Origin of the sequence: Corynebacterium striatum (assembly GCF_016728105.1) — a bacterium.
In the GTDB taxonomy this organism is placed as follows: domain Bacteria; phylum Actinomycetota; class Actinomycetes; order Mycobacteriales; family Mycobacteriaceae; genus Corynebacterium; species Corynebacterium striatum.
Genome location: NZ_CP068158.1, coordinates 2,459,208 through 2,471,775, shown reverse-complemented (window position 1 = coordinate 2,471,775; position 12,568 = coordinate 2,459,208). Strand labels below are relative to the sequence as shown.

Annotated in this window: 11 protein-coding genes; 3 read left to right on the top strand and 8 right to left on the bottom strand. The window is 58.0% G+C overall.

From position 1 onward, the window contains the following. Positions 1-40: 40 nt before the first annotated feature. The 6 genes from qcrB to ctaC all read right to left on the bottom strand — a co-directional run bounded on the left by qcrB (position 41) and on the right by ctaC (position 6,550). The gene (qcrB, locus tag I6I72_RS11540; RefSeq protein ID WP_005528662.1) at positions 41-1,663 is read right to left on the bottom strand and encodes a cytochrome bc1 complex cytochrome b subunit; all 1,623 of its coding nucleotides are present in this window, start codon (positions 1,661-1,663) and stop codon (positions 41-43) included. After that, on the bottom strand, positions 1,663-2,883 hold the full coding sequence (qcrA, locus tag I6I72_RS11535) for a cytochrome bc1 complex Rieske iron-sulfur subunit (RefSeq protein WP_049146900.1): 1,221 nt from the start codon (positions 2,881-2,883) through the stop codon (positions 1,663-1,665). Before qcrA ends, qcrB begins: the two co-directional genes overlap by 1 nt. Further along, positions 2,880-3,767: a cytochrome bc1 complex diheme cytochrome c subunit gene (gene qcrC, locus I6I72_RS11530; RefSeq protein ID WP_005528657.1), complete on the bottom strand. Its 888-nt coding sequence runs from the start codon at positions 3,765-3,767 to the stop codon at positions 2,880-2,882. Before qcrC ends, qcrA begins: the two co-directional genes overlap by 4 nt. A 71-nt stretch (positions 3,768-3,838) precedes the next feature. After that, the gene (gene ctaE, locus I6I72_RS11525; RefSeq protein ID WP_428829069.1) at positions 3,839-4,450 is read right to left on the bottom strand and encodes an aa3-type cytochrome oxidase subunit III; all 612 of its coding nucleotides are present in this window, start codon (positions 4,448-4,450) and stop codon (positions 3,839-3,841) included. Positions 4,451-5,019: 569 nt separating this feature from the next. Continuing rightward, positions 5,020-5,451, bottom strand: a complete 432-nt coding sequence (gene ctaF, locus I6I72_RS11520; protein ID WP_005528653.1) for an aa3-type cytochrome oxidase subunit IV — start codon at positions 5,449-5,451, stop codon at positions 5,020-5,022. A gap of 22 nt (positions 5,452-5,473) precedes the next feature. Then, positions 5,474-6,550 (bottom strand): aa3-type cytochrome oxidase subunit II, encoded by a 1,077-nt coding sequence (gene ctaC, locus I6I72_RS11515; protein WP_005528651.1) that lies wholly within the window; start codon positions 6,548-6,550, stop codon positions 5,474-5,476. 410 nt (positions 6,551-6,960) lie between these two features. On the opposite strand from ctaC, the gene asnB reads away from it, so the two are divergent. Continuing rightward, on the top strand, positions 6,961-8,883 hold the full coding sequence (asnB, locus tag I6I72_RS11510) for an asparagine synthase (glutamine-hydrolyzing) (protein WP_201806916.1): 1,923 nt from the start codon (positions 6,961-6,963) through the stop codon (positions 8,881-8,883). Positions 8,884-9,083: 200 nt separating this feature from the next. Here asnB and I6I72_RS11505 read toward each other — a convergent pair whose 3' ends face one another. Further along, positions 9,084-9,428 (bottom strand): HesB/IscA family protein, encoded by a 345-nt coding sequence (locus tag I6I72_RS11505; RefSeq protein WP_005528647.1) that lies wholly within the window; start codon positions 9,426-9,428, stop codon positions 9,084-9,086. Between the two features lie 153 nt (positions 9,429-9,581). Between I6I72_RS11505 and I6I72_RS11500 the strand changes: the two genes are divergently transcribed. Both I6I72_RS11500 and I6I72_RS11495 read left to right on the top strand, forming a co-directional pair. Beyond that, complete coding sequence (locus tag I6I72_RS11500; RefSeq protein WP_049146911.1) at positions 9,582-10,298, top strand: DUF3043 domain-containing protein; 717 nt, start codon at positions 9,582-9,584, stop codon at positions 10,296-10,298. A gap of 30 nt (positions 10,299-10,328) precedes the next feature. Continuing rightward, positions 10,329-11,354, top strand: coding sequence for a nicotinate-nucleotide--dimethylbenzimidazole phosphoribosyltransferase (locus tag I6I72_RS11495; protein WP_049146904.1), 1,026 nt, complete (start codon positions 10,329-10,331; stop codon positions 11,352-11,354). A gap of 75 nt (positions 11,355-11,429) precedes the next feature. Here the strand turns inward: I6I72_RS11495 and I6I72_RS11490 are convergent, their stop codons facing one another. Continuing rightward, positions 11,430-12,527 (bottom strand): branched-chain amino acid aminotransferase, encoded by a 1,098-nt coding sequence (locus tag I6I72_RS11490; protein ID WP_049146906.1) that lies wholly within the window; start codon positions 12,525-12,527, stop codon positions 11,430-11,432. Positions 12,528-12,568: the final 41 nt, after the last annotated feature.

Genomic DNA, 12,568 nt, shown 5'->3' with positions numbered 1-12,568 from the left:
GTTGTGAGCGAGTTTCGGGCGCTAGCCCTAGAAGGAGGGCTTAGATGCGGCCGTTCTCTTCGTCATCGCGGCGGTTAGCCTCGTTTAGACGACGGTACATCTCTGCCTCTTCGGCATGGTTCTCTTCGTGAATCTCGTGTACGCGGTGCATGAGAGCGGCGTCGTCCGGAGCGAAGATGCCTTGGGTCTCGGCGTCAGCGAAGCCAAGCTGGTTGAGCTGCTTCGGGACTTGTGCGCCAGCGTACTCCAGCGGAACTGGGTGGCCGTGCTCGTCGACCGGGCCAAGCGGCTGGTGGACCTCGATGAAGGCACCATTCGGCAGCTGCTTGATAACACCGGTCTCGATGCCGTGCTCCAGGACCTCGCGGTCGGAACGCTGCAGACCAACGCAGATGCGGTACGTCATGAAGTAAGCGATTGGAGGCAAGACGATGAGGCCGATACGACCAACCCAGGTCATTGCGTTCAGCGAGATCTGGAAGAAGTGTGCGACGTGGTCGTTACCACCGGACAGGGTCACCAGCAGGAAGAAGGTGATTGCCATTGCGCCGATAGCGGAGCGAACCGGAACGTCACGAGGACGCTGCAGCAGGTTGTGGTGAGCGTCGTCGCCAGTGAACTTCTTCTCAAGGAATGGGTAAGCGAACAGCAGGACGACCATCGCACCACAAAGCAGTGCAACCCAGAATGCGGAAGGAATGGTGTAGTTGCCGAGGTACAGCTCCCATGCCGGCATGACACGAGCAACACCGTCAGTCCACAGCATGTAGATATCCGGCTGGGAACCAGCGGAGACCTGAGACGGGTTGTACGGGCCAAGCAGCCAGATGGCGTTAATGGTCAGCAGACCAGACATCAGGGCCAGAACGCCAGCCACCATCATGCCCATGCCGATTGCCTTCGTAGCGAAGACCGGCATAATGCGGACACCAACAACGTTGTTCTCAGCGCGACCCGGTCCAGGGAACTGGGTGTGCTTCTGGAACCAAACCATGATGAGGTGAGCGGCAACCAGGCCCAGGATGATGCCCGGGATAACCAGAACGTGCAGGATGTAGAAACGGTCCAGCATGAGGTCGGACGGGAAGTCGCCGCCGAAGATTGCCCAGTGCAGCCAGGTGCCGATGATAGGCAGGCCCAGGATGATAGCGGACATGATTCGCAGACCAACGCCGGAGAGCAGATCGTCCGGGAGAGAGTAGCCGAGGAAGCCCTCGACCATGCCCAAGAGAATCAGTGCACAACCGATGATCCAGTTGGCCTCACGCGGGCGACGGAACGCACCGGTGAAGAAGATGCGGAGCATGTGAGCAACCATGGACATCATGAACATGAGTGCTGCCCAGTGGTGCATCTGGCGGACAAACAGACCACCGCGAACCTCGAAGGAGAGGTCAAGCGCCGTTGCATATGCGCGAGACATCTCGACGCCGTTCAGCGGGGTGTACGCACCGTCGTAGATGACCTTCGTGATGGAAGGATCGAAGAACAGTGCCAGGTAGATACCGGTCAACAGCAGGATGATGAAGCTGTATAGAGCCATCTCACCGAGCATGAAGGACCAGTGGGTCGGAAAGACCTTGTTCAGCTGGGTTCGCAGAACTCCGGCGGCGGAGTAGCGCGAATCCATGTTGTTGCCCATCTTGGCAAGTTTGTTACTCATTATGACTTACGCTCCCAGAATGCAGGTCCGACAGGCTCAATGAAGTTACCTTTGGCAACGAGGTAGCCCTCTTCGTCCACGCCGATCGGCAGCTGTGGCAGTGCACGAGCAGCAGGTCCGAAGACCGGCTTACCGTAGTGCAAAGCGTCGAACTGCGACTGGTGGCACGGGCAGAGAATGCGGTTGGTCTGAGCCTCGTACAGAGAGGTCGGGCAACCAATGTGGGTACAGATCTTGGAGTAGGCGTAGTAATCGCCGTAGTGGAAGTCTTCCTGACCAGCACGCTCAATAGCCTTCTGCGCATCGGAGTGACGCAGGCGGATGAGCATCACGGCGTTACGGTTGCCGTGAATGGAGTGCATGTGGTTCTCGTAGACGTCCTTATCCTCAGACCACAGGTCACCATCGTTGACGTCTTCCGCAGCGAGCGGGAAAACAGTCTCCATGCTGCCGGCAGCGAGGTCCTCAGGACGTACGCGAACGAGGCGAGCAAGGCCACGAGTGGTGTAGTGAGTACCGGACTCGCCCTCGTGCTTTTCAGCAATAGTGGAGGTATCACGTGCCAGGTAGAGCTTGACGCCCTTCTCGTGCATCGTCCAACCGGAGGTCCACAGGGTACCGTCACCTGCGTAGTTCAGGTCGTGGCGCTTCTTCCACGGGTTGTTAACCGCGCCGCCAAGCGGAGCAATAACAGTCAAACCGAACAGAACGCCGGCACCGCCAAGCAGACCCTTGATGGTGCTGCGGCGACCCAGAGTGGAGGTCTTCCACGAGTCGTTGAGCAGTGCAGTAAGGGTACGGCGGTCAACTTCCTCGGAAGGACCGTCGTGACGACGCTGCACGGAAATCTCTTCCGGCAGAATCTTCTTGACGTACTGCACGATTGCGAAGCCCAAGGCCATGATGGCCAGGCCAGAGGTAGCACCCAGCAATGGGGTGTACAGGGTGTGACCCCAGAGGCCGTCTTCACCCAGCATCTTGTACTGCCACGGCCAGAACAGGTATACGCCCAAGAAGGCAAGGCCTGCGATGACCGAAATCAGCAACCAGATGGTTACGTTGGTGGCGGCACGCTTTTCAGCTGGGTCGCCTTCGACCGGGAAGCGCTCCTTACGGAATGCAACGGTTACGTCGTCGAGCTCGGTGCCGAGGGCAGCCAGCTCATCATTGCTCATCTTGTCGAGCTCAGCGTCGGTGTAGTTCTTCTTTACATTGCTCATGAGCGCGATCCAATCCACATAGCGGCAACGCACAGAGCGCTGATGCCGATGATCCACATTGCAAGACCCTCAGCAACTGGTCCGAGACCACCGAGGTCCCAACCAGCCGGAGACGGGGTTTCCTTTGCAGACTTGAGGTAGGCGATGATGTCCTTCTTCTCGTCTGCGGTCAGCTGGCGGTCGGAGAACTTAGGCATGTTCTGCGGACCGGTCAGCATTGCCTGGTAGATCTCCTGCTCGTTGGCCGGAGCCAGCGGCGGAGCGTACTTACCGGAGGACAGCGCGCCGCCCTGGCCGGTGAAGTTGTGGCAGGATGCACAGTTCATGCGGAACAGCTCGGAGCCCTTAGCTACGTCCTCGGCCTGAATCTGGCCGTTGTAGTTAGCGCCACGGAGAGATTCCTGCGCGACGGTGCCGTCTTCGTTGTAGACGATGTCTGCGCCGCCGCCGTTCGCAGCGACGTATGCAGCCAGTGCCAGAGTCTGCTGCTCGGTATAGCGCGGGGTCTTGCGCTCTGCTTGTGCGTCGTTAGACATCATCGGCATACGACCAGAATGAACCTGGAAGTACACGGATCCGGCGCCGACACCTACGAGGGAAGGACCGCGGCCCTCAATACCCTGAAGGTTTGCACCGTGGCAAGTAATACAAGCGACATCGTAGATGTCCTTACCCTCTTGGATGAGAGCCTGGTCATCTTTTTGAGCCGTGGCGATCTGCGCATCCGGGGTCAAGGCAGAAGCCAGGACACCAGCGCCAGTCAGGCCGATGCTCAGTGCGAAGGCGCCGGCAAGAGTGCGCTTCGCCTTACGGCGACGGCGGGTCTTCTTAGCCGCGGCAGTGGTCTCTTCCACTGCGGCGGTCTGCTGGATGTTATCCATCATTTTCCTTTAGATAACTCGTACACGGAAATGGATGGCTGTAGGCCGAGAGCCTGCTCCCGGGCTCCTACGGCCTACTGGACTAGGTAGATGACTACGAACACGCCGATCCAGACAACGTCGACGAAGTGCCAGTAGTAAGACACTGCCATCGCTGCGGTTGCCTGTGCAGGCGTGAACTTGGACTTAGCGATACGCGCCAAAATGATCGCGAACGAAATAAGACCTGCGGTCACGTGTGCAGCGTGGAAGCCGGTCAGAATGTAGAAGACCGAACCGAAAACGCTGGACTGGATAGTCACACCGTGAATGATCAACTCTGTCCACTCAAATGCCATGATGCCCAAGAAGACAACACCCAACAGCAAAGTCACTGAGTACCAGAGTCGGAGCTTGTATACGTCACCCCTTTCTGCTGCGAAAACGCCGAACTGAGAGGTCACGGAAGACGTAATCAGCACTGCCGTAATGAGAAAGCCCATCGGCACGTTGATATGAGCGGTATGCTCCGCCCAGTCGCCTTCCTGGCCGTTCGCGCGGGATGTGAACCACATCGCGAACAGTCCGGCAAAGAACATCAATTCCTGAGACAGGAACACGATGGTGCCCACGCTGACCATGTTGGGTCGGTTCAGCGCGGCAACACGTGGTGCTGCCATACCTTGGTTTGAAACTACGCTCGTCACGCTTAATAGTATGGCCGGTCAGAACCCTGAAGTCACTTCTATTCCCCCCGATTTTCCTAACCGCCTCCCACCCCCTTTGCAGCCCACTGCCAGAATGTTCCCAATCTGGAAAAAATACGGTTTAGCGGGAACTTTTGAGCGCGCTTTACGACGCCTCATCCCTGCAGGTAAACAAGCTTTTGAACGACCCATACCTAACCAGGTCAAATTTACGCCCCAAAAGTTGAGACCTTCACCCACCCTTTGCAACCAGTTTGAAGAGGAAGTTCAATGACATAAATCACAAAGGTGCTTCAGGTTAAAATCGCAGGTTTCCAACTTTCGGTTGACCCCCGTAAAAAATAGCCCTCACGTGCTATTACTTCCCCAAAAGCACTACGTATACCCATTAGTTTCACGGCCCGCTCTCCCCCACTGGCGAGCATCTTCGAAAATTTTTGGGACCTTCGGGAACTTTTTTGGCGTCTAGCCGACGCAAGATCGCCAAAGTCCCCCACCGCTTATGCGATGGGGGACGCGAGAAGTTTCAGGCGGGCGTCGTGAAGCTTGTTCCGACGCTCACGAAAAGCTTAGTGCTTTTCCTTCGGCAGACCGTACTGCAGGGACAGACCAGTAACGGAAGCTACCAGGCAGGCAGCGCCGAGCACAATCAACCAGAAGTACAGGAAGATGATGCCAAGACCCAGCAGGGCGATGGAGCCGGTCATAGCCAGCGGCCAGATGGAACCCGGGGAGAAGAAGCCGAGGATGCCAGCGCCGTCCTCAGCCTCTGCCTCTTCCCAGTCCTCAGGAGCGACGTCGACGCGGGAGTCGGTAAAGCTGAGGTATACGCCAAGCATGACACAGAGTAGGAAGGCAAGAACCAAACCTACGATGCCTGCCCACTCGGGGCCGTAGAGGTAGCCATCATCCTTAACGAAGTTAACGCCCAGGACGTAGATCACGAGGGATACGAATAGGTAGGTCGCAATCGAGTAGAAGACCTTAGATGTTGCACGCATTGTGAATTCAGTCCTTTTCTACTTATGCCTTCGGGGTGCCAACAAAGTTGTCACCGTCGCGGGTATCGCGCTGAGAGTTGAACGGAGAGGTGGTCACTGCATACGGTTCCTGGCCGATGTGCTCAAGAGCCTCAGCGTTGGTTGCCTCCGGGTTCTGCTCACGGAAGGTGAGGTACTTATTGAAGTCTTCGCGGCTAACGACGCGAATCTCGAAGTTCATCATGGCGTGGTAGGTACCGCACATCTCAGCACAACGGCCAACAAATGCGCCTTCCTCGGCGATTTCTTCAATCTGGAAACGACGCTCCTGAGCGTTTGCCTCAGGGTGTGCGTAGGCGTCTCGCTTGAAGAGGAATTCCGGAACCCAGAAGGAGTGGGAGACGTCACCGGAAGCGAGACGGAACTCAATCGGAGTCCCAGAAGGAAGAACCAGAACTGGAACCTCCTCGGTGGTACCGACGGTTTCAATCTTGTTGAAGTTCAGGTAGGAGAGATCACCCATGGACTTGCCGTGAATTGGGTTCGGGTTCTTTACGCCCTCAGGGTCAATAGCAGACTCTTCCGCCAGCTTCTTACGCTCGACGTCTTCGCCGTTGTAGTTCTGGCCATCAACCTTGTTCTCGGCGTAACCGAACTTCCAGTTCCACTGGTAAGCGGTGACATCGACGGTAACCTCTGGGTTCTTATCCAGGGCAGTAACCTTCTGCTGCGCCTGAACAGTGAAGAAGAACAGGCCCATGATGATGAGGATCGGAACGATGGTCAGCACCATCTCCAGCGGCACGTTGTACTGCAGCTGCTTCGGGAACTCACCCTTTCCGTCCTTCTCAGCCTTCTTCGCGTTCCAGTTGAAGATGGCAATGAGGAACAAGCCCCACATGATAAAACCGATAATCCATGCTGCAACCCAGACCCAAATCCAGAAGTTGTACATGGACTCTGCCTCAGGGGTAATACCCTTTGGCCAACCAAAGCCCAAGAGGTTCTCAACGGCGGTTGGAGCTTTCACGTCACAACCGGCCAATGCAAAGCCACCAAGAGCGATTGCGCCAGCTAGGCCCGCCTTGCGAGCAAAGTTGCGCTGCTTACGCTGTCCCACGTGTGTTCTGCCTTTCTGTCCACACAAACTTCTCGAATACTCACAGAGCATTCCTATCCAATCAGGATAGTGGATGGAGCCTGCGTTTCTTACCTTTTCGGAGTCCACAAACTCTTGCTTTTAAGCTCTGCAAGCAAAGAACGCTGTGAATGTTACCGGCCCACCTGCATAAGGGCCCAACCAAGCCCCCTATAGACCCCCTTCATCTATGACCCAATTCACAAAGCGCCGGCGTCTGCATCATCCGAAAGTTCGCACCCTAAAGGGTAAGCTCACGCCACCTCTGCCCTATCAGCTTTATGAAGCCTGAGATGAAGCTGCCAACTCGGCGCGCGTTCCTGCTTTTGCCCCTTCGCGCCGTAAAGTGGTCGGAAGAAAAATACCCTTCATTAATAAGGAGCAACCACACTATGTGCGGACTTTGCGGACTATTGACCGCTAACCACAATGCGGCCGAGTACGTAGACGCCCTTGAGCAGTCCCTTCAGTGCATGCGCCACCGTGGCCCAGATGCCGCCGGCACCTGGCATGACGAAGATGCGGCCTTCGGTTTCAACCGTCTTTCCATCATCGACCTTGAGCACTCCCACCAGCCACTTCGCTGGGGACCAGAAGATAACCCAGAGCGCTACGCCCTCACCTTTAACGGCGAAATTTACAACTACATCGAGCTGCGTGAAGAACTTAGCGCTGCCGGCCTGAACTTCAACACCGAGGGCGATGGTGAGCCGATCGTCGTGGGCTACCACCACTGGGGTGAAGACGTGGTCAACCACCTGCGTGGCATGTTCGGCTTCGTCATTTGGGATACCGAAACCAAGACGATGTTCGCAGCCCGCGACCAGTTCGGCATCAAGCCGCTCTATTACGCAACCACGGATGCAGGCACCATCTTCGCTTCCGAAATGAAGTGCATCCTCGAAATGGCGGAGCCGCTCGGTCTAGACCTGAGCCTAGACAAGCGAGCTATCGAGCACTACATCGATCTGCAATACGTGCCGGAGCCAGAGTCCCTACACTCCAACATTCGTCGCGTTGAGCCCGGTTCCACCGTCACGTTAAAGCCGGGCCAGAAGGTGGTCAACGCCCGCTACTTCAAGCCACGCTTCCCAGTACAGAAGGTTGCCCAGGGGCAGGAGCAGCAGCTCTTCGACAAGATTGCCAAAGCTCTCGAGGACTCCGTCGAGAAGCACATGCGCGCAGACGTGACCGTAGGCTCCTTCCTTTCTGGCGGCATTGATTCCACTGCCATCGCAACACTGGCCAAGCGCCACAACCCTGACCTGCTCACCTTCACCACCGGATTTGAGCGCGAGGGCTACTCCGAGGTGGACGTTGCCGCCGAGTCCGCCGCGGCAATTGGCGTGGAGCACATTGTCAAGATTGTCTCCCCCGAGGAATACGCCACCGCGGTCCCGAAGATCATGTGGTACCTCGACAATCCAGTCGCGGACCCTTCTTTGGTCCCGCTGTACTTCGTGGCGCAGGAAGCCCGCAAGCACGTCAAGGTGGTTCTTTCTGGCGAGGGCGCCGACGAGCTCTTCGGCGGTTACACCATTTATAAGGAGCCGCTTTCCCTGGCACCTTTCGAAAAGATCCCATCCCCACTGCGTCGCGGTCTAGGCCGGCTTTCCAAGGTACTTCCCGAGGGCATGAAGGGGAAGTCGCTGCTCAACCGTGGTTCTATGACCATGGAGGAGCGCTACTACGGCAACGCCCGCTCCTTCAACTTCGAGCAGATGCAGCGCGTCATCCCATGGGCCAAGGAAGAATGGGATCACCGCGAGGTGACCGCACCTATCTACGCGCAGTCCCGTGACTTCGATCCAGTAGCCCGCATGCAGCACCTGGATCTGTTCACGTGGATGCGTGGTGACATTCTGGTCAAGGCAGACAAGATGAACATGGCCAACTCCCTGGAGCTGCGTGTTCCGTTCCTAGACAAGGAAGTCTTCAAGGTCGCAGAAACCATTCCACACGATCTGAAGATCTCCCACGGCACCACCAAGTACGCGCTGCGCAAGGCCATGGAGCAGATCGTTCCACCGCACGTATTGCACCGCAAGAAGCTGGGCTTCCCGGTACCGATGCGCCACTGGCTGGCCGGCGACGAGCTCTACGGGTGGGCACAAGACCAGATCAACGAGTCGCAGACCGAGGACATCTTCAACAAGAAGGAAGTCCTGGAGATGCTCAAGGAGCACCGCGATGGCGTCTCCGATCACTCCCGCCGCCTGTGGACCGTCCTGTCCTTCATGATCTGGCACGGCATTTTCGTCGAAAACCGCATCGATCCACAGATCGAGCAGCGCGACTACCCCGTAAAGCTCTAAGCCAGAGCGTTTCGTCACTTTGACGTTTATTCGAAGGCTCTCCCCTATTACCTCCGGGTAAGGGGGAGAGCCTTTTGCATGGGCAACGTCATCAACCAAGAAGGCGGGAAACCAAGCAGAATAAGAAGTAAGAATAAAACGACAAAGCGGGCTTGGAAGGTACCTTGCCTCCAAGCCCGCTTTCGCTATAAAAGCGCTATTTAGTTGAAAGAGTCACCGCAAGCGCAGGAGCCGCCGGCGTTCGGGTTGTCGATGGTAAAGCCCTGGGACTCGATGGTGTCAGCGAAGTCGATCTTGGCACCGGTGAGGTAAGGGACGGACATCTTGTCCACCACGAGGTTGACGCCACCGACGGTGTCGACCTTATCACCGTCGAGTGTGCGGTCATCGAAGTAAAGCTGGTAGCGAAGGCCAGCGCAACCGCCTGGCTGCACAGCGATACGCAGGGCTAGATCGTCGCGGCCTTCCTGGTCAAGCAGAGCCTTTGCCTTGGCGGCTGCTGCCTCAGTCAGAATGACACCGGTAGCGGAAGCTGGAGCGGTCATGTCTTCTCCTCAAATAAGTACGGGTTTTTCTGGCCCCTACCCTACCCCGATCAGCGTGATCGGGAAAAGGTTGACCTCGGTTACATTCCTTGCAACGTCATGGGCGGCGGGCCTATTCCCATTATTGACCACCAACCTTGTAGTCTGATCACCGTGAAACTTCCGTGGCAAAAAGATGAAAACGCGTCCCAGGACGCCGCTGTCCCTGCATCGCAGGCGGATACTTCCGCCGCACAGCACGAGGCCGGCGAAGGGCACTCCGAAACCCACCGCAAGGGCTACACCCCGCCGAAGGGCCGCCCGACGCCGAAGCGTGATCAGCAAGAGATCGCCCGCGGCGTAAAGCGCGATCCAAACGGCATGTCCGATGCGCAGCGTTACCAGCGCCGCAAGGAGCTCAAGGCTTCCATGTCCAAGGAGGAGTGGAAGGCTTATAAGCGCAAGGAGCGTGAGGAATCCCGTGAGGCGAACCGTGTCGCACAGGAGCGCATGGCAAGTGGCGACGAGCGCTACCTTCTCCCCCGCGATAAGGGTGAAGTGCGCCGCTACGTACGTGACTGGGTTGACTCCCGCAAGTTCATCAACGAGTGGGTAATGCCAGCAGCTATCGTCCTGCTAGTTGTTATGTTGCTGGGCAACTACAACCCGAACTTTGCCAACTGGGTCTCCATCATCTCTATGGTCTTCATCGCAATCTTCGCTATCGAAGGCATTTGGCTGGCGCGCAAGTGCAACAACTCGGTGCGTTTGAAGTTCCCTGGCACAACCGAGGCAGGTTTCGGACTGGGCTTCTATGCTTATTCTCGTGCAACCCAGCCGCGTAAGTGGCGCACCCCGAAGCCACGCGTTGAGCGCGGCGCTACGGTCTAACCGTCTTCTTCCCAAGGCTTAGGAGTTGTGATGCCTGAAATCATTCCGGTTCCACGGCCGGATCAGCAGGCGCGTCTCGCAGTAGCAGACGCCTTAAGTACCTCTGTACGCGGCGATTCTTTTGGCACGCTCAATGACGTCGCAAGCTGGCTCGCCGCCTGCCAAGGCGTAGCACCTGCCGCGCCGCTACAGCGCACACGCGTCATCGTGTTTGCCGGCGCGCACGGCATCGCTACCCGCACCTTTGAGGGCGTTGGGCTCTCCGCATTCGCTCCAGAGTCGGATGCCGAACAGCTCACCGAGCTCGCAGAGGGCGCAGGCCCTGCACACACGATGGCACGCCGCACAGGCGCCAGCATCCACGTCGTGGAGTGCGCGCCTTCTGGCTCCATTGATGTGGAGCCCGCAATGAGCACTGAAAAGTTCGACGCCGCTTTCACGCTTGGGCAGACCACGGCCGATGCAGAGATTGATGCCGGCGCCGATCTCCTCATCCCCGCCGAGCTCGGCGTGGGTGGCACCTCCGTGGCGGCCGTTCTCATGGGCAACTTCACTGCCACCGAGCCGGTTGTCATCGTGGGTCCGGGTTCTGGAACCACCGACGCAATGTGGAAGACCAAAGTCACCGTCATCCGCGATGCAATGTTCCGCATCCGCAATCTCGATGGCATCGAAGTCATCAAGGCAGCCTCCTCACCGAGCTTTGCTGCCCTGGTGGGCTTTATGTGCCAGGCGGCAGCGCGCCGAACACCGATGCTTATCGACGGCCCCCTTACCGCCACCGCCGCCGTCTATGCCGAAAAGCTGGCGCCCGGAGTCAAGCACTGGCTTTATGCGGCAAGCGCGACCACGGAGCCTTCCCACATCAAGGCCCTTGAGCTGCTGAAGTTGCAGCCGTTGCTCGAGCTCAGGATGCGCGCCGGCCAAGGCCTTGCAGCGTTAAGTGCAGTGCCGCTTATCGACGCCGCGGTTGAGCTGGCAGGCGACGAGCTCGCGGCCCTCGCCGCTGCAGAAAGCAACGAATCACAAGCCCCTGCGGCTGAATACGAGGACTAACCCAGAGAAGCGTGTGGGAAAACATGCGGAAGGGAGGGCGTCGCCAAGCGCGGCGCCCTCCCTTATCTCATTTTGCTACTTAGTCAGCGTGTGCAGCCAGCCGTGAGTATCCTCTACGGAACCACGCTGGATGCCGGTCAGACGCTCGCGCAGCGCCAAGGTGGTCTTGCCCGCCTCGTTGTTGTTGACGACGAAGTCCACGTCATCACCCAAGACGTGGCCCACCGGGGTGATAACTGCGGCGGTACCGCAAGCAAAGGCCTCGGTCATGGCGCCGGAAGCAACGTCATCGCGCCACTCCTGCGCGGTGATGCGACGCTCCTCAACCTTCAGGCCCATGTCCTGTGCAACCTCAAGCAGGGACTTGCGGGTAATGCCCGGCAGCAGGGAGCCCGACAGGGCTGGGGTGACCAGAGTCTGGTCACCTTCCTCGCCGTAGATAAAGGCCAGGTTCATGCCGCCCATCTCTTCGATGTATTTGCGGTCGATGGCATCGAGCCAGACAACCTGGTCGCAGCCCTTCTCCGCAGCCTGTGCCTGCGCAAGCAAGGAAGCTGCGTAGTTACCGGCGAACTTCGCCGCGCCGGTACCACCCGGTGCTGCGCGCACGTAGTCAGTGGACAGCCAGACCGAAACCGGCTTGATGCCACCCTCGAAGTAGGCGCCTGCTGGGGAAGCGATAACGATGTAGCGGTAAGAGTTAGCCGGGTGAACGCCCAGGGAGACCTCGGTGGAGATCATGAAAGGACGCAGGTAGAGGGCAGCCTCACCGCCAGCCTCAGGGGTCCAGTCCTTGTCTACCTCGACCAGCTGACGCAGGGACTCGACGAACTCGCTCTCCGGCAGAGCCGGCATAGCCATGCGCTCAGCAGAGTTGTTGAGACGCTGCGCGTTCTCCTCCGGGCGGAAGGTAGCAATAGAGCCATCCGGCTGACGGTAGGCCTTGATGCCCTCGAAGATCGCCTGGCCGTAGTGGAAAACGTTGGAGGCCGGGTCCATGCTGAACGGCTCGTACGGGCGCACCTGTGCGTCGTGCCAGCCCTGCTCTTCGTTCCAATCGATGGTCACCATGTGATCGGTGAAGTGCTTGCCGAAGCCTGGGTTCGCCAGAATCTCAGCTAGGCGTTCAGGAGAGGTGGGATTTTCAGTGCGGGTCACGGTGTAGTTCAACATGCTCACAGGCTACCCCTTTATCTATAGCCAGGCAGGAAAAG